At 68.6% G+C, this 23,743-nt stretch carries 19 protein-coding genes; 10 read left to right on the top strand and 9 right to left on the bottom strand.

The features are described from left to right. The first annotated feature begins 14 nt into the window (after positions 1-14). Positions 15-3,611 (top strand): cobaltochelatase subunit CobN, encoded by a 3,597-nt coding sequence (cobN, locus tag DL991_RS19250; RefSeq protein WP_125785713.1) that lies wholly within the window; start codon positions 15-17, stop codon positions 3,609-3,611. Between the two features lie 201 nt (positions 3,612-3,812). Here cobN and DL991_RS19245 read toward each other — a convergent pair whose 3' ends face one another. After that, positions 3,813-4,901: a dihydrofolate reductase family protein gene (locus tag DL991_RS19245; protein WP_125785712.1), complete on the bottom strand. Its 1,089-nt coding sequence runs from the start codon at positions 4,899-4,901 to the stop codon at positions 3,813-3,815. 875 nt (positions 4,902-5,776) lie between these two features. Between DL991_RS19245 and DL991_RS19240 the strand changes: the two genes are divergently transcribed. Both DL991_RS19240 and DL991_RS19235 read left to right on the top strand, forming a co-directional pair. Further along, positions 5,777-6,955, top strand: coding sequence for an HNH endonuclease signature motif containing protein (locus DL991_RS19240; protein ID WP_125785774.1), 1,179 nt, complete (start codon positions 5,777-5,779; stop codon positions 6,953-6,955). A gap of 353 nt (positions 6,956-7,308) precedes the next feature. Continuing rightward, the gene (locus DL991_RS19235; protein WP_125785711.1) at positions 7,309-8,880 is read left to right on the top strand and encodes an ABC-F family ATP-binding cassette domain-containing protein; all 1,572 of its coding nucleotides are present in this window, start codon (positions 7,309-7,311) and stop codon (positions 8,878-8,880) included. Between the two features lie 61 nt (positions 8,881-8,941). Here the strand turns inward: DL991_RS19235 and paaE are convergent, their stop codons facing one another. The 6 genes from paaE to paaZ are packed head-to-tail and all read right to left on the bottom strand — an operon-like array spanning position 8,942 to position 14,602. Then, positions 8,942-10,012 (bottom strand): 1,2-phenylacetyl-CoA epoxidase subunit PaaE, encoded by a 1,071-nt coding sequence (gene paaE / locus DL991_RS19230; RefSeq protein ID WP_125785710.1) that lies wholly within the window; start codon positions 10,010-10,012, stop codon positions 8,942-8,944. Continuing rightward, positions 10,012-10,500, bottom strand: a complete 489-nt coding sequence (paaD, locus tag DL991_RS19225; protein WP_125785709.1) for a 1,2-phenylacetyl-CoA epoxidase subunit PaaD — start codon at positions 10,498-10,500, stop codon at positions 10,012-10,014. The genes paaE and paaD overlap by 1 nt, the downstream gene beginning before the upstream one ends. Then, on the bottom strand, positions 10,494-11,351 hold the full coding sequence (paaC, locus tag DL991_RS19220; RefSeq protein WP_125785708.1) for a 1,2-phenylacetyl-CoA epoxidase subunit PaaC: 858 nt from the start codon (positions 11,349-11,351) through the stop codon (positions 10,494-10,496). The genes paaD and paaC overlap by 7 nt, the downstream gene beginning before the upstream one ends. A gap of 1 nt (position 11,352) precedes the next feature. Then, positions 11,353-11,637 (bottom strand): 1,2-phenylacetyl-CoA epoxidase subunit PaaB, encoded by a 285-nt coding sequence (gene paaB / locus DL991_RS19215; protein ID WP_005168080.1) that lies wholly within the window; start codon positions 11,635-11,637, stop codon positions 11,353-11,355. Continuing rightward, entirely contained in the window at positions 11,637-12,575 is a 939-nt protein-coding gene (gene paaA, locus DL991_RS19210; RefSeq protein ID WP_125785707.1) for a 1,2-phenylacetyl-CoA epoxidase subunit PaaA, read from the bottom strand. Before paaA ends, paaB begins: the two co-directional genes overlap by 1 nt. Then, entirely contained in the window at positions 12,572-14,602 is a 2,031-nt protein-coding gene (gene paaZ, locus DL991_RS19205; protein ID WP_125785773.1) for a phenylacetic acid degradation bifunctional protein PaaZ, read from the bottom strand. The genes paaA and paaZ overlap by 4 nt, the downstream gene beginning before the upstream one ends. A 216-nt stretch (positions 14,603-14,818) precedes the next feature. Here paaZ and DL991_RS19200 point away from each other — a divergent pair, with 216 nt between their 5' ends. From DL991_RS19200 to DL991_RS19190, 3 genes are read left to right on the top strand one after another with little or no spacing between them, the layout of a single operon-like run. Then, a complete protein-coding gene (locus tag DL991_RS19200) occupies positions 14,819-15,247 on the top strand; it encodes a hotdog fold thioesterase (RefSeq protein ID WP_199746644.1) in 429 nt (142 codons plus the stop codon). After that, complete coding sequence (paaK, locus tag DL991_RS19195) at positions 15,244-16,530, top strand: phenylacetate--CoA ligase PaaK (RefSeq protein WP_125785705.1); 1,287 nt, start codon at positions 15,244-15,246, stop codon at positions 16,528-16,530. Before DL991_RS19200 ends, paaK begins: the two co-directional genes overlap by 4 nt. Continuing rightward, complete coding sequence (locus DL991_RS19190; protein ID WP_125785704.1) at positions 16,527-17,120, top strand: TetR/AcrR family transcriptional regulator; 594 nt, start codon at positions 16,527-16,529, stop codon at positions 17,118-17,120. The genes paaK and DL991_RS19190 overlap by 4 nt, the downstream gene beginning before the upstream one ends. A 138-nt stretch (positions 17,121-17,258) precedes the next feature. Here DL991_RS19190 and DL991_RS19185 read toward each other — a convergent pair whose 3' ends face one another. Beyond that, positions 17,259-17,537 carry a hypothetical protein gene (locus DL991_RS19185; protein ID WP_125785703.1) on the bottom strand — a complete coding sequence of 93 codons (279 nt, stop codon included), beginning with the start codon at positions 17,535-17,537 and terminating at the stop codon, positions 17,259-17,261. Positions 17,538-17,662: 125 nt separating this feature from the next. Between DL991_RS19185 and DL991_RS19180 the strand changes: the two genes are divergently transcribed. Next, a complete protein-coding gene (locus DL991_RS19180; protein ID WP_125785702.1) occupies positions 17,663-18,328 on the top strand; it encodes a TetR/AcrR family transcriptional regulator in 666 nt (221 codons plus the stop codon). On the opposite strand, the gene DL991_RS19175 is transcribed toward DL991_RS19180, so the two are convergent. Further along, positions 18,255-19,283, bottom strand: coding sequence for an AraC family transcriptional regulator (locus tag DL991_RS19175; protein ID WP_125785701.1), 1,029 nt, complete (start codon positions 19,281-19,283; stop codon positions 18,255-18,257). The two genes, DL991_RS19180 and DL991_RS19175, sit on opposite strands and share 74 nt — an antisense overlap. A 78-nt stretch (positions 19,284-19,361) precedes the next feature. Between DL991_RS19175 and DL991_RS19170 the strand changes: the two genes are divergently transcribed. From DL991_RS19170 to DL991_RS19160, 3 genes are all read left to right on the top strand, one after another. Beyond that, complete coding sequence (locus tag DL991_RS19170; RefSeq protein WP_125785700.1) at positions 19,362-20,465, top strand: winged helix DNA-binding domain-containing protein; 1,104 nt, start codon at positions 19,362-19,364, stop codon at positions 20,463-20,465. A 130-nt stretch (positions 20,466-20,595) separates the two neighbouring features. Then, the gene (locus DL991_RS19165) at positions 20,596-22,053 is read left to right on the top strand and encodes an NAD(P)/FAD-dependent oxidoreductase (RefSeq protein ID WP_125785699.1); all 1,458 of its coding nucleotides are present in this window, start codon (positions 20,596-20,598) and stop codon (positions 22,051-22,053) included. After that, positions 22,050-23,717: a GMC oxidoreductase gene (locus DL991_RS19160; protein ID WP_125785698.1), complete on the top strand. Its 1,668-nt coding sequence runs from the start codon at positions 22,050-22,052 to the stop codon at positions 23,715-23,717. The genes DL991_RS19165 and DL991_RS19160 overlap by 4 nt, the downstream gene beginning before the upstream one ends. Positions 23,718-23,743 lie beyond the last annotated feature (26 nt).

Below are 23,743 nucleotides of genomic sequence, written 5' to 3'. Positions count from 1 at the left end.
GAGTGAGGACTGCTGTGATCCTGCTTCTGTCCACTTCGGACACCGACCTGCTCAGCGCCCGTTCCAGCGAGGCCGAGTACCGGCTGGCGAACCCCGCCCGGCTCGACCTGGCGGAGCTGCCGGCCCTGCTCGAAGGCGCCCCGATCGTCGTCGTCCGGATCCTCGGCTCCGAACGCAGCTGGCAAGAGGGACTCGACACGGTCCGCGCGAGCGGCGCGCACGTGGTGGTCCTCGGTGGTGAGCAGACGCCGGACGCGCAGCTCATGAAGCTGTCCACGGTCCCGGCGGGCACGGCGGCGGAGGCACACGCGTACCTCGCGCAGGGCGGGCCGGAGAACCTCACCCAACTGCACCGCTTCCTGAGCGACACGCTCCTTCTGACGGGTGACGGCTTCGAGCCGCCCGCGGTGCAGCCGCTCTGGGGTGTCCTCGATCGCACGCCCAAGACCACCGAGGGTCCGGTCATCGCGATCCTCTACTACCGGGCGCATCACCTGTCCGGCAACACCGAGTTCGTCCACGCCCTTTCCGACGCCGTCGAGGACGCCGGGGGCCGCGCGCTCCCGATCCACTGCGCGTCCCTGCGCACCCGCGAGCCGGAGATGATGGCCGAGCTGGCCAAGGCCGACGCGCTCCTGGTCACCGTGCTGGCCGCCGGCGGCACCAAGCCGTCCGAGGTCGGTGCGGGCGGGGACGACGAGGCGTGGGACGTCGCCGAGATGGCCGCACTGGACATCCCGATCCTCCAGGCCCTCTGCCTCACCAGCGACCGCGAGACGTGGTCCGCGAACGACGACGGCCTCTCCCCGCTCGACGCCGGCAACCAAATGGCTGTCCCCGAGTTCGACGGCCGCCTCATCACCGTCCCGTTCTCGTTCAAGGAGATCGACGACGACGGCCTGCCCAAGTACGTGCCGGACGCCGAACGCGCGTCCCGCGTCGCGAAGATCGCGCTGGCCCACGCCCGTTTGCGGCACACGCCGCCCCCGGAGCGCAAGATCGCGCTGATGCTGTCCGCGTATCCGACGAAGCACTCCCGCGTCGGCAACGCCGTCGGTCTCGACACGCCCGCGTCCGCGATCGAACTGCTGCGCCGCATGCGCGAACGCGGCTACGACCTGGGCGAGGACCCGTTCCCCGGCGTCGAGCCCACCGGTACCGACCAGCCCGACGGTGACGCGCTCATCCACGCCCTCATCGCCGCGGGCGGCCAGGATCCGGAGTGGCTCACCGAGGAACAGCTGTCCGGCAACCCGATCCGTGTCCCGGCCGACAAGTACCGCGCGTGGTTCGCCGAGCTGCCCGCGGAACTGCGCGAGGGCATGGAGGAGCACTGGGGCCCCGCGCCCGGCGAGCTCTACGTCGACCGTTCCGTCAACAAGGCGGGCGACATCGTGCTGGCGTCCCTGCAGTCCGGCAACGTCATCCTGATGATCCAGCCGCCGCGCGGGTTCGGCGAGAACCCGGTGGCGATCTACCACAACCCGGACCTCCCGCCGAGCCACCACTACCTGGCCGCGTACCGCTGGCTGGAAGAGGAGTTCGGCGCGCACGCCGTCGTCCACCTCGGCAAACACGGTTCGCTGGAATGGCTTCCCGGCAAGACCGCGGGGCTGTCGGACTCCTGCGCGCCGGACGCCGTCCTCGGCAACCTGCCGCTGATCTACCCGTTCCTGATCAACGACCCCGGCGAGGGCGCGCAGGCGAAACGGCGTGCGCACGCCACGATCGTCGACCATCTGATCCCGCCGATGGCGCGCGCCGAAAGCTACGGCGACATGGCCCGCCTGGAGCAGCTTCTCGACGAGCACGCCAACATCGCCGCGATGGACCCGGCGAAGCTGCCCGCGGTCCGCGCGCAGATCTGGACGCTGATCCAGGCCGCGAAACTGGATCACGACCTCGGTGTCGAGGAACGTCCGCACGACGCCGAGTTCGACGACTTCCTGCTGCACATCGACGGCTGGCTGTGCGAGGTCAAGGACGCGCAGATCCGCGACGGCCTGCACATCCTCGGCGCCGCACCGGAAGGCGAGGCGCGGATCAACCTCGTGCTCGCGATGCTGCGTGCCCAGCAGATGTGGGGCGGCAAACAGGGCGCGGTCCCCGGTCTGCGTTCCGCGCTGGGGCTCAAGGAGAACAGCGACGCTCCACTGTCCGAAGTGGACGCCATCGAGCAGAAAGCCCGGTCGCTCGTCGTGGCGATGGAGGCCAAGGACTGGTCCCCCGCCGCGGTCGCGGAGGTCGTCGCCGACGTGCCGGAACACCAGGAGGTCGCCCGCGTGCTGACCTTCGCCGCCACCGAGATCGTGCCGCGGCTCGCGGGCACCGGCGCCGAGATCGACGCCGTGCTCCACGCGCTCGACGGCGGCTACATCCCGGCCGGGCCCAGCGGTTCTCCCCTGCGCGGCCTGATCAACGTGCTGCCGACCGGCCGCAACTTCTACACCGTCGACCCGAAGGCCATCCCGAGCCGTCTCGCCTGGGAGACCGGGCAGGCGCTCGCGGACTCGCTTCTCCGCCGTTACAAGGACGACACGGGCGACTGGCCGCGTTCGGTCGGCCTTTCGGTGTGGGGCACGTCGGCCATGCGCACGTCGGGCGACGACGCGGCGGAAGTCCTTGCCCTGCTGGGTGTCCAGCCGGTCTGGGACGAGGCCTCGCGACGGGTCACCGGGATCGAGGCCATCCCGCTCGCCGAACTCGGCCGCCCGCGGATCGACGTCACCGTGCGGATCAGCGGTTTCTTCCGCGACGCCTTCCCGCATGTGATCACCCTGCTGGACGACGCCGTCCGCCTGGTGGCGAATCTCGACGAATCGGACGAGCAGAACTTCGTCCGCGCCCACACCCGCGCGGATCTGGCCGCGCACGGCGACGAACGCCGTGCCACCACGAGGATCTTCGGCTCCAAGCCCGGCGCGTACGGCGCGGGCCTGCTGCCGCTGATGGATTCCGGGAACTGGCGCGACGACAAGGATCTCGCCGAGGTCTACGCGGTCTGGGGTGGTTTCGCCTACGGCCGCGACCTCGACGGCAGGCCGGCGCGCGAGGACATGGAGAACTCGTACAAGCGGATCGTGGTCGCGGCCAAGAACACAGACACCCGTGAGCACGACATCGCCGACTCCGACGACTACTTCCAGTACCACGGCGGGATGATCGCGACGGTCCGCGCGCTCACCGGCACCGCGCCCGCGTCCTACGTCGGCGACAGCACCACCCCGGACGCGGTCCGCACGCGCACCCTCGGCGAGGAGACCGCCCGCGTCTTCCGTGCCCGCGTGGTCAACCCGCGCTGGCTGGCGGCGATGCGCAAGCACGGCTACAAGGGCGCCTTCGAGCTGGCGGCGACCGTCGACTACCTCTTCGGTTTCGACGCCACGGCCGGGGTGGTCGGCGACTGGATGTACGAGAAGCTCACCGAGTCCTACGTGCTCGACGAGGTCAACCAGGAGTTCCTCCGCCAGGCCAACCCGTGGGCGTTGCGCGGCATCATCGAACGGCTGAACGAGGCGGCCGACCGTGGGCTCTGGGCGGAGCCGGACGCCGATCTTTTGGCTCAGCTGCGCGAGGTCTATCTCTCACTGGAGGGCGACCTCGAATCCTGACGTCACCCGCTGGAGCAGCGCCATGGCACTCCCGGCGGTACCACTGTCATATGCGCAGAACTTAGCGTGACAAGGGCGGTGGGACGTCAATGATCGGGAGGACAGCGATGATCAAGCGTCTGTTGAAGGTCGTGCTTCGCCACGGTTGCTGCTCGGCGTGCACCGGTCTGGGCTGCGGCTGCTGCGACGCCTGCAAGTAGTTCAGAGGTGGACACCCGGGATATGGGTGTTCGCGCGGCGGACGTCGGCGGCGAGGGCGGATACCTCGATCACCCGGCGTCCGGCCGCCTCCAGCGTTTCGGCGCCGACGCAGTCGACGAACACCGACGGCTCGCGCCAGGCGAAAACGACGCGCGGGATGCCGGCGTCGAGGATGAGCTGGGTGCAGCTTCGCGGATGTGACGTCCGCGAGCTGCACGGCTCCAGCGACGTGTACATCGTCGCCTCCGCCAGTCTCGGATCTCCCGGTTCGAGCTTGGCGAGGGCGGCTTCTTCCGCATGGTTGGCGGGATCGCCGTCGCCCGAGTAACCGGTGGAGATCACTTCGCCGTCGGCGGCGGTGATGACGGCGCCGACGCGGAACGTGCGCGGCGGGCAAAGGTCCGCCAGCGCGATGGCCTCCCGCAACCGCCGAATGTCCACTTCGGACGGTTCCGGCGTCGCGTGGTATTCCAGTACGGCGATGCCACCCAGCCTCGTCGTGCTGGTCAAAGTCAGCCCGCGCGGGAACGCGCCGGGCCCGGTGAACCGGGGCGCGCGCGGGTCGCCGACGAAGAACGGCGCGATGGCCAGGTGCAGTTCGTCGACCAGGCCTTCGGTGAGGAACTGGGTGTGGATCGCGCCACCGCCTTCGACCATCAGCCGCCGGATCCCACGCGCGTGGAGATCGGCCAGCATTTCCCTTAGGCCGGACAGTTCGACGACGGTCGCCTTCACTCCCGTGACGACGCCAGGCGGGGCGTAGACCAGCTTCTCGGCGTCACCGACGGTGAAGAACTGGGCCGCCGGATCGAGTGACCCGCTCCGCGTGAGAGTGACCTTGACCGGTTGCTCCGGGCGTCCCTGGCCGACCCGTCCGGCGACCAGCTCCGGCGAACGGACCAGCAACCGGGGGTCGTCCGTGCGGACGGTGTTCGCTCCGACGAGGATCGCGTCCGACGCGGCGCGCAGCCCGTCCACCCTGGCCCAGTCCTCCTCGTTGGACAGCACCAGCCGGGTGTCGGTCGCGTCGTCGAGGTAGCCGTCCAGCGAGACCGCGGCGGACAGCAGGACATGGGGGCGTTCGGTCACGCCCGTCAGTATGCCCCGGCCGGTCGCGGGTCGCCGAGGTGACAGACCGTGTCTCGGGGCGGTGGGGCTTGTGCCAGGTGCGCCGTTGCCGGAATTCGGCAACGGATGGGCGTGGGATCCGGGGACGACCCGGTGATCTAGGTCGACGCACCGGAGCCATTACCGGAATTCGGCAACGGTCGCCCGCGGGATCCACGGAACACCCCCGGCGATCGAAGCGACCCGCCGGAACCATCACCGGAATCCGACAACAGCCGCCCGTCGGATCCGCAGAACAACCCCGACGACCGAGGCAACCGCCGGAGCCATTACCGCAATACGGCAACGGTCGCCCGCGGGACCCACGGAACACCCCCAGCAACCGAGACCGCCCACCGGACCATCACCGAAACCCGACAACAGCTGCCCGTCGGATCCGCAGAACAACCCCGACGATCGAAGCAACCCACCGGACCATCACCGAAACCCGACAACAGCTGCCCGTCGGATCCGCAGAACAACCCCGACGACCGAGGCAACCCACTGGGGCCATTACCGCAATACGGCAACGGTCGCCCGCGGGACACACGGAACACCCCCAGCAACCGAGACCACCCACCGGACCATCACCGAAACCCGACAACAAGAGACCCCGCGAACCCCAAGGACAGCGCTCAAGAAATCCTGCCAAGCGCATCGCTTACCACTACCGGGCGAACATCACCACGCGCGCACATCCCAGTTTTCCCTTGCCCAGCCAGCATTACCGAATATCGACGACGGCGGCGGCAGTCGCGTGATCCAGAACTGTCGGTGGGGGGTTGTAGGTTCGTCGGGTGGACACTTACCGAGCCACCGCTGTGGCGCTACTCGAGGAAATCGTCGCCCCCGACAACCTGAAGACCATCAATGCCGCCGCGGATTCGTTGGACGACAACGAATCCGTCGCCCTCGCGAAAGCGGCATCGGCGGGGATCGCCCGGCTGGAAGCGATCCGCTACCGTGCCCTGTCCCAGCTGAACCGGCATCGCGAAGGCGCGCGTAGCGTCGCTCAGGAAGTCGCGTTCGCCTTGTCGGTGGGTGACAAGTACGCGGCCGGGCTGGTCGCCGCCGCCGACGCGTTGACCACCAGGCTTCCCCGCACGCTTGGTTTGATGGACAAGGGGCAGGTGGACGGGTTCGGCGCGATGAAAGTCGTGACGGCCACAGCGTGGCTGTCCGACGAGCACGCGCTCGCCGCCGACGCCTTGCTGGAAGACCGGTTGCCCGGCAAGAATGCCGAACAGATCCGCAAAGCGGCGAACCACGCCGCGGCGACTGTCGATCGTGAGGGGGCGGACAAGCGCTGCAAGCAGGCCCGCGAAGGCCGCCGGCTCGTGGTGAGTCAGGGTGAGGCGGGTGTGGCCTCGCTGGAGATCGAGGACGGCCCCGTGGAGAAGGTCACCGCCGCCTACAACCGGATCAACCGGGAAGCCCGCGCGCTCAAGACCGGCGACGAGACCCGCACTCTGGACCAGCTCCGCGCCGACGTCGCCCTCGACCTCCTGTTGGGCGGCAGCGGCGGGAAAAGTGAACGCGCCGAAGTATTCCTTTATCTGGACCTCTTCACCTACCTCGGCCTCAACGACGACCCGGCGGAAATGGCCGGACACGGCCACATCCCGGCGTCGCTGGCGCGGCACATCGCGAGCGGCCCCAACACGGTGCTGCGGCGGATCATCACCGACCCGCTATCAGGTCAGGTAGCAGACCTCGGCCGGGACCGGTATCGCCCGACGGCCGGTCTCGACGAGTTCGTCCGGGTCCGCGACCGCGAATGCCGAAGACCAGGGTGCCACCGGCCCGCTCAGGCCTGCGATCTCGACCACTCCATCCCGTGGCAGTTCCAGGGGAACACCGACGCCGGCGACCTCATCGACTTCTGCCGCCGCGACCATCGGCTCAAGGACGAACCCGGGTGGATCTACCGGCTGGCACCGGACGGAACCCTGACGATCACCACACCGACCGGCCAGACCTACGACAGCACGCCGCCGCCTTTGCACACACCCCGTACCGAGGAACCACCGTTCTGACCCGGTTGCCGCTAAACGGCGACGGCTTGTTCAGGTGATCCACGGGACTGCCTTGCTTCCGCACGAAACAGTCTTCCTTACGCGCTGGGATGTTCGGCGATAGCTTTCACATTCTGCGCGGCAGCGGTGAAACCGTGCCGGGCCCGGCCCAGCATTCCTGACCGCTCCGTTGCCGCGAAACGGCAACCGGCCTCCCACTTCGCTCCGGTCACACTCGCGCGTCGAGACCGCGGCGGACAACAGTAGGCCCCGGAGAAAATCGGTCGCACCGAAGCCGGCGGTCGGCTAGCCTGTCGCGGTGATCTTCTGAGACGAACCTGCGCCCTTAACCCACCTCCTTCGCAGGGAGTCTCATGTCTTCTTCCTTGACGCTTTCCGACGTCACCTTCACCTGGCCGGACGGTGTTCCGGTGTTCGAACGCCTTTCGCTCACCATCGGAGCCGGCCGCACCGGCCTGGTCGGCACCAACGGTTCCGGTAAGTCCACGCTGCTCAGGCTGCTCGCCGGCGACCTGCGAGCCACCACAGGCTCGATCACCACACCGGGCGAACTCGGGTACCTGCCCCAGAACCTCGTCCTCGACACCGGGCGCCGCGTCGACGACCTGCTGGGCGTCACCGCGATCCGCGCGGCGATCAAGGCTGTGGAGAGCGGTTCCGCGGCCGAAGCGCATTTCGCCACCATCGGCGACAACTGGGACGTCGAGGAACGCATTCACGCGATCCTCGGCAGGCTCGGCCTCGACACCGTCCGCCTGGACCAGCGGGCGGGCGAGCTGTCCGGCGGCGAGCTCACGCTGCTCGGGCTGGCCGCCCTGCTCCTGCGCCGGCCCGCCGCACTGCTGCTCGACGAGCCGACCAACAACCTCGACCTGCGGGCACGCGAACTCGTGCACCGAGAGGTGGAGAGCTGGGGCGGCATCCTCGTGGTGGTCTCGCACGACCGCGAGCTACTGCGGCTGGTCGATCGGATCGCCGAGGTCCGCGAGCGCGAGGTCACCCTGTACGGCGGCGATCTCGACGACTACGAGCACGCCGTCGAGGTCGCGCAGGAAGCCGCGCGGCGGCACGTGCGCGCGGCGGAGTCGGACGTCAAACGGCAGAAGCGGGAGCTGGTCGAGGCCGGGACCAAACTCGCCCGGCGCGCCCGCTACGGCCAGAAGATGTGGGACACCAAACGCGAGCCCAAGGGAAGGATGCGCAAACGGCAGGAGGACGCGCAGATCGCCGCGGGCAAGTACCGGAATCTGCACACCGACAGGCTGGAGAACGCCGTCGAGACGCTGAAGGCCGCCGAAGAACTGGTGCGCGAGGACGCCGAGATCCGCGTCGAGCTGCCGGAGACCACGGTCCCGCGCGGAACGGACGTACTGCGGATCGACGCGGTGCCCCGGTTCGGCCCGCCGGTGGACCTGCACGTCATGGGGCCCGAGCGGATCGCGCTCGTCGGCCCCAACGGTTCGGGCAAGACCACCCTGCTCCGCACGATCACCGGTGAACTCCCGCCGGAGTCGGGTGACGTGGGACTGTTCGTGCCCGCCAGGCTGCTCCCCCAGCGGATCGACATCCTCGACGAGTCGCTGTCCATTGTGGACAATGTGCGGCTGGTCGCGCCGTCGCTCACGGACAACGAGATCCGCGCGAGGCTGGCGCGGTTCCTGTTCCGCGGCAAGGCGGCCGACCGCGAGGTGGCGTCGCTGTCCGGCGGGGAACGCTTCCGGGCAGCACTGGCGACCCTGTTGCTGACCGAGCCCACGCCGCGCCTACTGCTGCTCGACGAGCCGACGAACAACCTCGACCTGGCGAGCGTGCGGCGCCTCACCGAGGCGTTGCTGGCCTACCGGGGCACGCTGATCGTGGCGAGCCACGACCGGCCGTTCCTCACCGACATCGGCATCACCCGGTGGCTACCTCTCCGCAACTAGTCATCTGAATGCGGTACTTGTGTGTGCGACTACCGCATTCAGATGACGAAATGCGGGGCGATCAGGCGTCGAAGTCCACCGTCACCGCGTCGGAGATCGGCACCGACTGGCAGGTGAGCACGAAACCGGCGTCGACTTCGGCCTTCTCCAGGGCGAAGTTGCGCCGCATGTCCACTTTGCCGTCGCAGATCTTCGCCCGGCAGGTGCCGCATACGCCACCCTTGCAGGCGAACGGCAGGTCCGGGCGGAACTTCTGCGCACCGTCGAGCAGGGAGGAGCTTCGCGGCAGCGTCATCGTCGTCGACCGGCCGTCGAGCACCAGCGTGACCTCGCTGGACGCACCCACGACGGCCGGATCAATGTGGTGCACCGGCTCCGGTGGAGTGTCCACATAGAACAGTTCCTGATGCACGCGTTCGTCGGAGACGTCCAATGAGCGCAGCAGTTCCTGTGCGCCGGTCACCATCTCGAACGGCCCGCACAGCCACCAGTGCGCGACGTCCTCGACCGGGATCAGCACGGTGCACAGGCGCCGCAGCTTCTCCACGTCGAGCCGCCCGGTGAACAGTTCGGCCTCGCGCGGCTCGCGGGAGAGCACGTGGACGAGTTCGAGCCGCGCGGGGTGCCGGTCTTTAAGATCCGCGAGGTCGTCGGCGAACATGACGGTGTCCGTCCGGCGGTTGCCGTAGAGCACGGTCACCGTGGCGTCGGAATCGCTGAGCAGCGACGACGCGATCGACAGCACCGGCGTGATCCCGGATCCGGCCGCGATCAGCACGTGATGCCCAGGAACGTTCAGGTCCGGGGTAAAGCTACCGGTCGGCGGCGCGACCTCGATCTCGTCGCCGGGCTTCACGTCGTGCACGAGCCACGACGAGAACAGTCCGCCCGGAACTTCGCGGACACCGACGCGCGGTGCCGCGCCGGCGGGCGCGCAGATCGAGTACGAACGGCGCTCGTCGCGGCCGTCGATCCGGCGGCGCAGGGTCAGCGACTGGCCGGGCTTGAAGCGAAAGGTGTCCGCGAGGTCTTCGGGCACGTCGAAGGTCACCGCGACGGCGTCGTCACACAAGCGCTGGACGTCGGACACCTTGAGGGTATGGAAACCCGTGCGGCGCAGGGTCGCTGTCACTAGATCTCCTTGACGTGTTCGAACGGTTCGAGGCAGAACCGGCAGCGGCGCAGGGCTTTGCACGCGGTCGCGCTGAACCGGGACTGCTCTTCGGTGTCCGCCGAGCCGCAGCGCGGGCAGCGGACCGACGACACCGGCGCGCTCAGTGCGAGCGGGATCGGGCCGGTCCGGCGCGGTGCTGCCCCCGGCGGCGCGATGCCCGCTTCGGCCAGCTTCCGCTTGCCGTCCTCGGTGATCCAGTCCGTGGACCAGGCGGGCTGGAGCACCGTGCGGACCTCGACCTCGCCGTAGCCCGCGCCGGTGAGCGCGTGCACGAGGTCGTCGCGCATGGTGTCCATCGCCGGGCAGCCGGTGTAGGTCGGGGTGATCGCGACGACCACCCGACCGCCAGATTCGGACACTTCACGCAGCACGCCGAGGTCGGCGAGGGTGAGCATCGGCAGTTCCGGATCGGTCACCGTCGCCGCCACGGCGTACGCGGTCACCATGTCGCGTCCGGGTGTTCCCTGGCGACACTCTGCAGGGTCGCCAGCAGGAAGCCCATCCGCTCGGTGTGCACGCCGTCGCGGCCCATCCGGCCGGAAACCCCTGCGATGGCGCCGATTTCGGGCCGCGTCAGCTTCGCGACGGCCAGCACCTGGTCCAGGATCGCGTCGAACTCCGGCCGCAGCGACGGCGACTCGACGAACTCGGCTTCGTGCGCCGTGAAAAGCTCGTCGACGTACGGCCAGACCGCGTCGAGGCCCTCCTGCATCCGCGAGTGCGACAGCTCGGTGCCGTCGCCGAGGCGCACGGCCCATTGGGCGGCGTAGTCACGGTGATACGCGACTTCCTTGACACCCTTGTCCGCGATGGCCGCCAGCACCGGGTCCACGCTGGTCTGCAACCGTTGCAACAGGGCCAGGCGCCAGATCGAGAACACCAGCAGCCGCGCGATCAGATGCCCGAAATGCCCGCCGTCGAGTTCGGCGAGCCGGACGTTGCGGTACTCCAGCTCGCTCCGGAAGAAGGCGTACGAGTCCTCGGTGCGGTCGCTGCCGTCTGCCTTGCCCGCGCGGGCGAGTAGCAGTCGCGCCTGTCCGAGCAGATCGAGCGCGATGTTCGCGATCGCGACCTCGTCCTCGAGTTCGGGCGCGTTCGTGCACCACTCCTGCAGCCGGTGCGAAAAGATCAGCGCGTCGTCGCCGAGCATCAGGCAGTAGGCCGCCAGCCGCGCACCGTCCACACCGGACGGAACCGTGGTGTCCACACCGGACAGCGGATCCTCGAATCCGGTGCCGAAGGCCCAGCGGGAGTCGTTCTCCTCGGTGATCGCCTCGTAGGCGTTGTCGAAGCTCATGTCAGATGTGCGGAACGTTGTCGGGGATGTCGTAGAACGTCGGGTGCCGGTACACCTTGTCGCCACTGGGCGCGAAGAACGGATCCTTCTCGTCCGGCGAGGACGCCGTGATGTCCGACGCGCGCACGACCCAGATCGACACGCCCTCGTTGCGACGGGTGTACAGATCCCGCGCGTGGTGCAGCGCCATGTCGTCGTCGGCGGCGTGCAGCGAACCCACGTGCACGTGGTTCAGGCCGCGCTTGCCCCGGACGAACACCTCGTACAACGGCCAGTCGTGTTTCATCACGAACCCTTCTTCGCTGCGTGCGCCGTGGCGGCTTCCCGCACCCACGCGCCGTCTTCCTGGGCCCGACGCCGGTGCGCGACGCGCTGAGCGTTACAGGGGCCGTTGCCCTTCAACACGTTCTTGAACTCGTCCCAGTCGACGGCGCCGAAGTCGTAGTGCCCGCGTTCGGCGTTCCACTTCAGGTCCGGGTCCGGGAAGGTGACGCCCAGCGCCTCCGCCTGTGGGATGGACATGTCGACAAAGCGCTGGCGCAGCTCGTCATTGGTGTGCCGTTTGACCTTCCACGCCATCGACTGCGCGGTGTTCGGCGAATCCGCGTCCGGCGGGCCGAACATCATCAGCGACGGCCACCACCAGCGGTTCACCGCCTCCTGCACCATTTCCCGCTGCTTCTCGGTGCCGCGCATCATCGTCATCAGCAACTCGAAGCCCTGCCGCTGGTGGAAGGACTCCTCCTTGCAGATGCGGATCATGGCGCGCGCGTACGGCCCGTACGAGCTGCGGCACAAGGGAACCTGGTTGCAGATCGCGGCGCCGTCGACCAGCCAGCCGATCACGCCGACGTCGGCGAAGGTCAGCGTCGGATAGTTGAAGATCGACGAGTACTTCTGCTTGCCGTTGATCAGTTTGTCGGTCAGGTCCGCGCGGTCGGCGCCGAGCGTGGCCGCCGCCGAGTACAGGTACAGCCCGTGCCCGGCCTCGTCCTGCACCTTCGCGAGCAGGATCGCCTTGCGCCGCAAGGAAGGCGCGCGGGTGATCCAGTTTCCCTCCGGCTGCATGCCGATGATCTCCGAATGCGCGTGCTGCGCGATCTGCCGGATCATCGTCTTGCGGTAGCCCTCGGGCACCCAGTCGCGCGGCTCGATGCGCTGATCACGCGCGATGGTCGCTTCGAAATGCCGTTCCAGATCTTCCTCGGGAAGGGTGGCCGTCATGACTGCTCCTTCGCGACCAGGGTGAGCACGTCGTACTTGGCGACCGAATCGCCGTCGGCGTTGGTGACGTCGGCGTCCCAGCGGACTTCGCCGTACTCCTGGTCGATGCGCGGGGTGATCTGCTTCGCGGTCAGGGTCACGGTCAACGAGTCGCCGACCTTGACCGGGGTGAGGAACCGCAGGTTCTCCAGGCCGTAGTTGGCCAGCACCGGGCCGGGCTCCGGCGAGACGAACAGGCCGGCGGCAAACGAGACCACGAGGTACCCGTGCGCCACGATCCCGCCGAAGAGCGGGTTCGCTGCCGCGGCTTCGGGATCGGTGTGGGCGTAGAAGGTGTCGCCGGTGAATTCGGCGAAGTGGTCGACGTCGGACTGCAGGACCTCGCGCGGCCCGGCGACGACGGAGTCGCCGATCTTCAGCTCCGCCAAGGACTTCCGGAACGGGTGGACGTCGCCTTCGGTGCGCGGGGCGCCGGTGACCCAGCGGCCGGTGACCGTGCTGAGCACCTTCGGGCTGCCCTGGACGGCGGTGCGCTGCATGTGGTGCAGCACGCCGCGGATACCACCCATCTCCTCGCCACCGCCGGCGCGGCCGGGACCGCCGTGCACCAGCTGCGGCATCGGGGAACCGTGGCCGGTGGACTCCTTGGCGTCGTCGGCGTCCAGCACCAGCAGACGGCCGTGATACGGCGCGACGCCGAGCACGACCTCGCGCACGAACTCCTGGTCCGCGGAGACGACGGAACCCACGAGACTGCCGCCGCCGCGTGCGGCGAGCTCGATGACCTGGTCGGTGGAGGTGTACGGCAGCAGCGTCGACACCGGGCCGAACGCTTCGACCTCGTGTGGCTCGGAACGCTCCGGGTCCGCCTTCAGCAGTACCGGCGAGATGAACGCGCCGCGTTCGGCGTCCGCGCCGACGACCTCGACCTGCTCCGGGTCGCCGAAGACGACCGTGCCGACGTCCAGCAGCGCCTTGAGCGACCGCCGGACCTCCTCACGCTGCTCCAGGCTGGCCAGGGCGCCCATCCGCACACCTTCGGCGGTGGGGTTGCCGATGGTGACCTTCGCCAGCCGCGCGCTCGCGGCCTCGGCGACGTCGTCCAGCAGGTCGGCGGGGACGAAGGCACGGCGGATGGCGGTGCACTTCTGGCCCGCCTTGACCGTCATCTCGGTGGTCAGCTGCTTGACGAAGAGGTCGAACTCGGTGGTGCCGGGTTTGGCGTCCGGACCGAGGATCGACAGGTTCAGCGAGTCGGCCTCGGCGTTGAACCGGACGGAGTTGCGCACGACCGCGGGGTGCGCGCGCAGCTTCTGCGCCGTCGACGCGGAGCCGGTGAACGAGACGAGGTCCTGCGCGGTGACATGGTCGAGCAGGTCGCCGACGCTGCCCGCGACGAACTGCAGCGTGCCCTCGGGCAGGATGCCGGAGTCGATGATGATCTCCACCAGCCGCGCGGTGAGGTACGCGGTCTGGCTGGCGGGCTTGACGAGGCTCGGCACCCCGGCGAGGAACGCGGGCGCGAACTTCTCCAGCGGGCCCCAGACCGGGAAGTTGAACGCGTTGATCTGGACGGCGACCCCGCGCAGCGGCACGGCGATGTGCTGGGCGACGAAGGTGCCGCCCTTGCTCAGCGGCTCGACGTTGCCGTCGACGTAGACGGTGTCGTTCGGCAGCTCGCGCTTGCCCTTGCTGGAGTAGGCGAACAGGACGCCGATGCCGCCGTCGATGTCGACCATCGAGTCGGTCTTGGTCGCGCCGGTGCGCGCGGAGAGCGCATAGAGCTCGTCGCGGTGTTCACGCAGGTGGGAGGCCAGTGCCTTCAGCAGTGCGGCGCGCTGGTGGAAGGTCAGCTCACGCAGCGCGGGGCCGCCGACGCGGCGGCCGTACTCCAGGGCGGCGGCGAAGTCGACGCCCTCGGACGAGACCCGGGCGACCTCCTCACCGGTCGAGGCGTCGTGCAGCGGTACGCCGTCTTTGTCCGCCGTGTGCCATCCGCCGGAGACGTAGCTGCGCAGCAATGCCATGGGGCGACCCTTCATGGTGGGCTGGATACCTTGAGTGATTAACAGACCGTCCGTTCAGTAATTCACTGTAGCTCGCGTCCGGGGTCTTGCAAACCCCCGGACGGCGGCGGATCCTTGACATCCACCCGGAAGCGCGCCTTTACTTGCGACACCCTTTAACAACCGTCCATTCGGTCAGTAACTAGGTGGTCTGGCTTGACTAACGCCGCGCACACGATGTTCGCCGACGACCAGGCGTCGAAGGCGCTGGGCATCGAGCTGGTCGAGGCCGCCGAAGGGCACGCCGTCGCCACCATGCGGATCACCGAGACGATGGTCAACGGCCACGACATCGCCCACGGCGGCTACGTCTTCCTGCTGGCCGACACGACGTTCGCCTGCGCCTGCAACAGTGTTCACGCGCCCTCGGCGGGAGAAAGTACCTCGGGACGGCACGGCCCCATGACCGTCGCGTCCGGCGCGGAGATCTCGTTCGTCGCGGCCGGCAAACTCGGCGACCACCTCATCGCCACCGCCACCGAGCGGACCCGCTACGGCCGCAACGGCATCTACGACGTCACCGTGCACCGGGAGACCCCCGACGGGCCGGAGGTCGTCGCCGAATTCCGCGGCCGCAGCCGCACCATCGAGAAAGCATCACGATGACCGCCTTCAGTGACGAAGCCGAGAACCTGACCATCGACGAACTCCAGGCGCTGCAGCTGAAGCGCCTCCGGTGGACGCTGCGGCACGCCTACGACAACGTGCCGTTCTACAAACGGAAGTTCGACGAGTCAGGCGTTCACCCGGACGACTGCAAGGCGCTCGAAGACCTGGCGAAGTTTCCCTTCACCACCAAACAGGACCTGCGCGACAACTACCCGTTCGGCATGTTCGCCGTGCCGGAAGCGCAGGTCAGCCGCATCCACGCGTCCAGCGGCACCACCGGCAAGCCGACCGTCGTCGGGTACACGTCCGAAGACATCGACACGTGGGCGACGGTGATGGCCCGCTCGATCCGCGCGGCGGGCGGGCGTCCCGGCGACAAGGTCCACGTGGCCTACGGGTACGGCCTGTTCACCGGCGGTCTCGGCGCGCACTACGGCGCCGAGAAACTGGGCTGCACGGTGATCCCGGCGTCCGGCGGCATGACCGCGCGCCAGGTGCAGATCATCACCGACTTCAAACCCGAGATCATCATGGTCACGCCGTCGTACATGCTCACGCTGCTCGACGAGTTCGAACGCCAGGGTGTCGACCCGCAGACGAGTTCGCTGAAGGTCGGCATCTTCGGCGCGGAGCCGTGGACCGAACAGATGCGCGCGGAGATCGAGGAACGCGTCGGCATCGACGCCGTCGACATCTACGGCCTGTCCGAGGTGATGGGCCCCGGTGTCGCGCAGGAATGCGTCGAGACCAAGGACGGGCTGCACATCTGGGAGGACCACTTCTTCCCCGAGGTGATCGACCCGTTCACCGAGAAGCCCACCGACGCCGAGGGTGAACTGCTGTTCACCTCGCTCACCAAACAGGCGCTGCCGATCATCCGGTACCGCACGCGCGACCTCACCAGGCTGCTGCCGGGCACCGCGCGGCCGGCGTACCGGCGGATGGAGAAGGTGACCGGGCGCAGCGACGACATGATCATCCTGCGTGGCGTCAACGTCTTCCCCACGCAGATCGAGGAAGTCGTGCTGGTGACCCCCGCGCTCGCGCCGCATTTCCAGCTGATCCGGTCCACGAAGGGCCGGATGGACCACCTGACGGTGCGGGTCGAAGCGCGTCCGGACGCGTCCGCCGAGCAGCGCGCCGAGGCCGCCGCCCGGCTGATCGCCGGCGTCAAGGACGGGGTCGGCGTGAGTGTCGGCGTCGAGGTCGTCGACCCGGACACCCTCGAACGGTCGCTGGGCAAGATGCGTCGCGTACTCGACGAACGGGACCGCGGTTGAACACCCCCGCCCGCCGGGGACGCCCCGGCTACGACCTCGAGTCGCTGCTGCAGGTCGCGGTCAAACTGTTCAATGAGCGCGGCTACGACGGCACCAGTATGGAGGACCTCTCCCGCAAGCTCGGCATCACGAAATCCGCGATCTACCACCACGTGCCGAGCAAAGAGGAACTCCTGCGGCTCGCCGTCGACCGCGCGCTGAACGGCCTGTTCGCCGTCGCCGCCGAGACGGAATCCTTCGAGGGCAAGGCCATCGAGAAGCTGGAGCACCTGGTGCGGGGCAGTGTCCTCGTGCTGGTCGAGCAGCTGCCGTTCGTGACGCTGCTGCTGCGGGTGCGCGGCAACACCAAGATCGAGCGCGCGGCGCTGGCGCGGCGGCGGGAATTCGACCGGCTCGTCACGGAACTGGTGAAACAGGCCGAAACGGAAGGCGACGTGCGGCCCGACATCGATCCCGCGGTCACCGCGCGACTGCTGTACGGCATGGTGAACTCGCTCATCGAGTGGTACCGGCCGCGGCGGGGTTCGGCCGGGACGGAACTGGCGGACGCGGTGTGCAAGATCGCCTTCGACGGCCTTCGGACCCAGTGAGGCTGGACGCCGATGGCGCGTGAAGGCCCCCTTCCCTCGGCTCAGCCGAGGAAACTCGACCTTCATGCCTTCCGCGTGAGATGAAGGAGCCTTTCATTGCAAAATTTGCAATGAAAGGCTCCTTCATCTCACGCCCCGCTACTCTCCCGCGGCCTTGGGCGGCCGTCGCGCCTGCCAGATCAGGGCGTCGCGCAACTGCTGGATGAGCTGTTCGTCGTCGGCCTCCGACGGATCGAGCCCGAGCGGGATCCAGCGTTCGCCGACCTCGGCGCCGTTCTCGAAACTGGTGATCACGATCCCCGCGTACGAGACGGATTCCGCCCCGCTGTCACCTTGGATCCGGACGTCACGATGCTGCAGCCGCACACTGACCCACCGGCCGGTACGGCAAACCGGCTCGCGTTCGGCACTGGCCATTCGTCCCTACCCATAACGCCCGGTCCCCCCGCCCCGAACGTCGCCGAGAGGGCCCCTGGGGTTACCGGCGGGTTGTTCCGAATGAGTAACGGCAGGCGGTCACGTGAAACGGTTACGCTCGGCCCATGAGCACCGATCCGGAGATCCGGCGGCGCCGCCTCGAACCGGCCGCCCGGCGTGCCGAGATCCTGACCGCGGCCCGGCGGTTGTTCGGCGCGGGCACGTACGCCTCGGTTTCGACCTCGGACATCGCGAAGGCCGCGGGGGTGGCCAGGCCGCTGATCAACCACTACTTCGGCGGCAAGCGGGAGCTGTATCTGGAGGTCGTCCGGCAGATGATGATCGTGCCGGCGCCGGTGATCGAGAACCTGCCCGACACGACGGCCGAAGAACGGCTCGCGATGAGCGTCCGGCATTGGATCGAGGTCGTCGAACGCAACGAGCAGGCGTGGCTGACGGCGATCGGGCCGGAGGCGGTGGGTCGCGATCCGGAGATCGAGCGGATCATGCGGGAGGCCGACGAGATCGCCGCCGATCGCGTGCTCGCGGCCGCGCTGATGAGCGACGTCACCGAGGGTCGCGAGGAACTGCGCGCGATGATCCGTTCGTACGGCGGGATGCTGCGGGCCGCGTCACGCGAATGGCTGATCCGCGGCACGCTCGGCCGGGAGGAGCTGCGGGTCTTCCTCACCGAGTCGATCCTCCACCTGCTGCGGGTCACCTACCCGGCCGTGCTCGCAACGCGTTCCGCCGGGCGTACGCCGCCGGCGTCATCCCCTTCCAGCGTTTGAACGCGTAGATGAAACTCGACGCCTCGGCGTAGCCCAGCCGCAGCGCGACGTCCTCCACGCTGAGCGCGCCGGTGTCGAGCATTTCCTCCGCCAGGGTCTGACGGACCTCGTCCAGCAGCGCGCGGTAGCCGGTCCCGGCCTCGAACAGGCGCCGTCGCAGCGTGCGCGGGCTGAGCGCGAGCTGCCGCGCGACCTCCTCCATTCCCGCGTCGACGCCGCCGAGCCGCACCAGCCGTTCCCGGACTTGCTGCGCGATCCCGGATCGTTCGCGTTTCCGCGACACCAGCAGGTCGCATTGCGCGGCGCACACCGCGACCGTCTGGTCGTTGGCCTGCGGCAGCGGTTTGTCGAGGAACAGCGGGTCCAGGGTGGCCAAGTGTGACGGCGCGGAGAACGACGGCGCCAGGCCGAACGTCCGCACGTATTCGTCCACTGTGGAGGGTCGCTCGTGACGGAAGGCCAAGGAGCGCAGGGAGATGTCCGGCAGAATGTCGCGCATGACGGTGTGGATGGCGCCGAGGTCGCGCAGCAGCAGGAAGCGGGCGACGTCGCCCGGTACGCGACTGTCGTCCATGGCCAGCCCGAGCCGCCCGGCCTCGACGGTCACGTGCGGGATGCAGAAGGTGAAACTCAGGTCCAGGTATCGCAGGGCGAAACGCATCGCGTCTCCCAGCGTCGGGCTGCTGATGCACGCGAAGCCGAAGATGCCGAACGCGCTCACGCGGTACCGCCTGCTCAGCCGCAGCGCGACGTCGTCCCCGGCGCCGAGCCCGCGGACCAGTGCCCGGACCACCGCGAGCTCCTGACGCGCGTCGACCTGGCCGTCCACGGGCGCGTACTCGTAGGACTCCAGCCCCGTGACGCCGTTCTCGGCGGCGAAGCGCGCCATGAGCACGATGCTCGCCGTGCCGCGCGGGTAGTCCCAGTCCCGGATCACCGGCGGCGGTAGTTCCATGGCCGGGATTATGGATCGCGGCGGCGATCGGCGCATTGAGGACCGTAACTGTCCTTGATCCCGTTTAGGGTGAGCGGCATGTCCGACACGTTGAGCAGGCGCGCGCTGAACCGCGCCATGCTGGACCGGCAGCTGCTGCTCCGGCGTTCGAAGATGACCGCGCTCGAAGCGGTCGAGCAGCTGGCCGGATTGCAGGCGCAGGCGCCGAATCCGCCGTACTTCGCGCTGTGGACGCGGTTGCACGGCTTCCGCCAGGAAGAGCTGGCGAACCTGCTGTTGGACAAGAGTGTCGTGCGGATCGCGCTCATGCGCGGCACGGTGCACCTGGTGAAACCGGCGGACGCGCTGGCGTGGCGGCCGATCGTGCAGCCCCTCTACAACCGCTCGGTGGACGGCAACACCCAGTTCACCCCGGAGATCAAGGGCCTCGACCACCAGGAGATCGCCCGCACTGCCCGCAAACTGCTCGGCGAGCGGCCGCTGTCGTCCGCCGAACTCGGCGCGGAACTGGCAAAACGCTGGGACAGCGCGGGACCGTCGGCGCTGGTGCACGTCGCGCGGGCGCTGCTGCCGCTGGTGCAGATCCCGCCGCGCGGGATCTGGGGCAAGTCCGGGCAGCCGACTTACCAGACCACCGGGGACTGGCTGGGCGCCGAGCCGGACGCGACGCCGTCGCCGGAAGCGATGTTCCGGCGTTATCTGGCCGCGTTCGGGCCCGCCGGCGTGCAGGACGCGCAGGCGTGGGCCGGGATCACGAAGCTCGGCGAGGTCGCCGAACGGCTGCGACCGGAACTGCGGACGTTCCGCGACGAGAACGGACGCGAACTCTTCGATCTCGAAGACGCCCCGCGCCCGGACCCGGACACGCCCGCGCCTGCCAGGCTGCTGGGGCCGTTCGACCAGACCATCCTGTCCTACGCCGACCGCACCCGCGTGATCAGCGACGAGCATCGCAAGGTCGTCATCACGCAGAACGGCCTGGTCAAGGGCACCATCCTGGTCGACGGGTCCGTGAAGGGCTTCTGGGAGATCAAGGCCGCGAAGAAGGCCGCTTCAGTGGTGATCACGCCGTTCGAACGCGTCCCGAAGCGCGACATGGATGCCCTCGAAGGCTCCGCTCACCGCCTCCTGGCCTGGGCTCACCCGAAGGCCGAGAGCCACTCCGTGCAATTCGGCACCTGATTGCGTCAGTTCGCACTGCCAACGACCGCAACCAGGTGCCGAATCGCGGGAGGTGAGTGGCCGAAAATCTCGATTGAGTGGCCGGTCGTGTACTTCCACCAGGGCTGACGGGTGCGTAACTTCGATCGGCATGGGCAAGACGAGCGTGCTGATCGTAGGGACGGGCTTCGGCGGGGTCGGGACGGCGATCGAGCTCAAACGCGCCGGCTTCGACGACTTCACCATCCTGGAGAGCGCCGCCGAACCGGGCGGCGTCTGGCGGGAGAACACGTATCCCGGCGCCGGCTGCGACATCCCGTCGCCGCTGTACTCGTTCTCCTACGAGCCCAATCCCGACTGGCCTAAGCGGTTCTCGCTGCAACCGGACATCCACTCGTACCTCAAACGCGTGGTGCGCCGCTACGGGCTCGAACCGCACATCCGCTTCGACACGCGCGTCACCGCCGCGGCCTTCGACGAGGAGCGCGGGCTTTGGCGGGTGGAGACCGCGGGCGGCGAGACGTTCGAGGCCACCGTGTTCGTCCCCGCCGTCGGCCAGCTCTCGCGGCCGGTCCAGCCGGACATCTCCGGCCAGGAAACCTTCGAGGGTGCCAGTTTCCACTCCGCGCGCTGGGACCACGACGTCGACCTGCGCGGCAAGAAGGTCGCGGTGATCGGCACCGGCGCGAGCGCGATCCAGTTCGTGCCCGAACTCCAGCGCCAGGCGGGTGAACTGACGGTGTTCCAGCGCACCGCGCCCTACATCATGGCCAAACGGGACACCCGCTACCGGCGCTGGCAGCAACGGTTGTTCCGGCATCTGCCCGCCACCCAGCTGCTCGGCAGGCTGCGGATCTTCCTCCTCGCCGAGTACGCGACCTACGCGATGACCGAACATCCGTTGCTGGCCAAGGTCTTCGAACTGCGGACGGCCCAGCTGCGCCGTCGTCACATCAAGGACCGGGCGCTGCGCGAGAAACTCACCCCGGACTATCCGCTGGGCTGCAAGCGGATCCTGTTCACCAACGAGTATCTGCCCGCGCTGGCGCAGCACAACGTCGCCGTGGAGACGCGGCGCATCAGCGCCATCACGCCGTCCGGGGTGCTCACCGAGGACGGCGTCGAACACGAGGCCGACGTCATCGTCTACGGGACCGGTTTCGCGGCAACCGACTTCCTCGGCGAGCTCAAGGTGGAGGGTCTCGGCGGACGGGCGTTGTCCGACACTTGGAAGGGCGGCGCGCGAGCGTACCTCGGCATGACCGTGCCGGGTTTTCCGAACCTGTTCTGCGTCTACGGGCCCAACACGAACCTCGGTGCCGGCTCCATCATCTACATGATCGAACGGCAGGCCCGCTACATCCGCCAGGCCGTGGAACACCTCGCCAGGCCCGAAGTGTCCTATATGGACGTCGTGCCAGAGGTCGAGCAGCGATACGACGAGGAGATCCAGCGACGCCTCGGGCGCAGTGTCTGGACGACCTGCGCCAGCTGGTACCGCCAGGAGAACGGCCGCGTGAGCACGAACTGGCCGGGTCTGGTCACCGAATACGACCGTCGGACGAAGAAACTCGACCTCGGCGACTACCGGACGGCGGGAGCGCGATGAACTACGACGTGCTGGTGATCGGCTCCGGTTTCGGCGGCAGCGTGACCGCGCTGCGGCTCACCGAGAAGGGGTACCGCGTCGGCGTGCTGGAGACCGGTCGCCGGTTCGCCGACGACGAGTTCGCGAAGACGTCGTGGCGACTGCGGAAGTACCTGTGGGCCCCGAAACTGGGGTGCTACGGCATCCAACGGCTGACCCTGCTGAAGAACACCTTCGTGCTGAGCGGCGCGGGCGTCGGCGGCGGCTCGCTCGTCTACGCGAACACGCTCTACGAACCCCCGGACACCTTCTACGAAGACCCGCAGTGGGCGCACATCACCGATTGGAAGGCCGAACTCGCCCCGCATTACGACCAGGCCGGACGAATGCTGGGCGTGGTGGAGAACCCGCTGGTCACCCCGGCCGACCGCGTACTGCGCGAGGTCGCCGAGGACATGGGCATCGCGGACACCTATCGGCCGACGCCGGTCGGCGTCCACTTCGGCAAGCGCGACGTCGACCCGTTCTTCGGCGGCGAGGGCCCCCTGCGGAAGTCGTGCACGCACTGCGGCGAGTGCATGACCGGCTGCCGGGTCGGCGCGAAGAACACGACCGTCAAGAACTACCTGTACCTGGCGGAAAAGGCGGGCGCGGAGGTCCATCCGCTGACCACCGCCGTGTCGGTCCGGCCGATCGACGGCGGCTACGCGATCGACACCGTCCGAACAGGACGTTGGGTGCGCAAGCGCAAGCGGACCTTCACCGCCTCGGAGGTCGTGTTCGCCGCCGCTTCCCTCGGCACGCAACGGCTTCTGCATTCGCTGAAGGACTCCGGCACGCTGCCGGAGCTGTCACCGCGCCTCGGCTTGCTCGCCCGCACGAACTCCGAGGCCGTGCTCGCCGCGCGATCTCTGCGCAAGGACACGGACTTCACCCGCGGCGTCGCGATCACGTCGTCGATCCATCCCGATGCCGTCACGCACGTCGAACCGGTGCGCTACGGCAAGGGCAGCAACTTCATGGGCCTGCTGACGACGGTGCTCGTCGACGCCGAGCCGGGCAAGCGCCGGTGGGTGCTGGGCGCGCGGGAACTGTGGCGGAGCCGGCGGCAGCTGGTGCGGCTGCACAATCCGCGACGGTGGTCGGAGCGGATGGTCGGGCTGCTGGTGATGCAGACGTTGAACAATTCCGTGACCACGTACACGAAACGCGGGCTCTTCGGCCGCCGGATGACCACGAAGCAGGGCGTCGGCGAGCCGAACCCCGAGTGGATCCCCGCCGGACACGAGGTCACCAGGCGGGTGGCGGACAAGATCGGCGGGCTGGCGCAGGGCGCGTGGACGGATCTGGCGAACATCCCGATCACCGGGCATTTCATCGGCGGCTGCGCGATCGGCGACAGCGCCGAGACCGGCGTCGTCGACCCGTACCAGCGGGTGTACGGCTATCCCGGGCTGCATATCGCGGACGGTTCGGCCATCTCGGCGAACCTCGGGGTGAACCCGTCGCTGACCATCACCGCGCAGGCGGAACGCGCGATGTCGTTGTGGCCCAACAAAGGCGAGGCCGACCCGCGGCCGCCGCTCGGCTCCCCCTACCGGCGCGTGAACCCCGTCGCCCCGCTCAAGCCCGTCGTGCCCCCACACGCCCCCGGCGCCCTGCGTCTCCCCCTCACTCCGCTCTGACCCCACGCAATTCGTCACCTACTTGC

Origin of the sequence: Amycolatopsis sp. WAC 01375 (assembly GCF_003947325.1) — a bacterium.
Classification (GTDB): domain Bacteria; phylum Actinomycetota; class Actinomycetes; order Mycobacteriales; family Pseudonocardiaceae; genus Amycolatopsis.
Note: the sequence above shows the minus strand (reverse complement) of the source record. Positions and strands in the feature narration are given on the sequence as shown.

What these genes read in the sequence shown, in the direction of transcription:
- DL991_RS19235 (WP_125785711.1), top strand. Translation starts at nt 7,309, where the DNA reads ATGTCTTCTTCCTTGACGCTTTCCGACGTCACCTTCACCTGGCCGGAC.
- paaD (WP_125785709.1), bottom strand. Translation starts at nt 10,500, where the DNA reads ATGGTGACCGCGTACGCCGTGGCGGCGACGGTGACCGATCCGGAACTG.
- paaC (WP_125785708.1), bottom strand. Translation starts at nt 11,351, where the DNA reads ATGAGCTTCGACAACGCCTACGAGGCGATCACCGAGGAGAACGACTCC.
- paaB (WP_005168080.1), bottom strand. Translation starts at nt 11,637, where the DNA reads ATGAAACACGACTGGCCGTTGTACGAGGTGTTCGTCCGGGGCAAGCGC.
- paaA (WP_125785707.1), bottom strand. Translation starts at nt 12,575, where the DNA reads ATGACGGCCACCCTTCCCGAGGAAGATCTGGAACGGCATTTCGAAGCG.
- paaZ (WP_125785773.1), bottom strand. Translation starts at nt 14,602, where the DNA reads ATGGCATTGCTGCGCAGCTACGTCTCCGGCGGATGGCACACGGCGGAC.
- DL991_RS19200 (WP_199746644.1), top strand. Translation starts at nt 14,819, where the DNA reads ATGTTCGCCGACGACCAGGCGTCGAAGGCGCTGGGCATCGAGCTGGTC.
- paaK (WP_125785705.1), top strand. Translation starts at nt 15,244, where the DNA reads ATGACCGCCTTCAGTGACGAAGCCGAGAACCTGACCATCGACGAACTC.
- DL991_RS19185 (WP_125785703.1), bottom strand. Translation starts at nt 17,537, where the DNA reads ATGGCCAGTGCCGAACGCGAGCCGGTTTGCCGTACCGGCCGGTGGGTC.
- DL991_RS19180 (WP_125785702.1), top strand. Translation starts at nt 17,663, where the DNA reads ATGAGCACCGATCCGGAGATCCGGCGGCGCCGCCTCGAACCGGCCGCC.
- DL991_RS19175 (WP_125785701.1), bottom strand. Translation starts at nt 19,283, where the DNA reads ATGGAACTACCGCCGCCGGTGATCCGGGACTGGGACTACCCGCGCGGC.
- DL991_RS19170 (WP_125785700.1), top strand. Translation starts at nt 19,362, where the DNA reads ATGTCCGACACGTTGAGCAGGCGCGCGCTGAACCGCGCCATGCTGGAC.
- DL991_RS19165 (WP_125785699.1), top strand. Translation starts at nt 20,596, where the DNA reads ATGGGCAAGACGAGCGTGCTGATCGTAGGGACGGGCTTCGGCGGGGTC.
- DL991_RS19160 (WP_125785698.1), top strand. Translation starts at nt 22,050, where the DNA reads ATGAACTACGACGTGCTGGTGATCGGCTCCGGTTTCGGCGGCAGCGTG.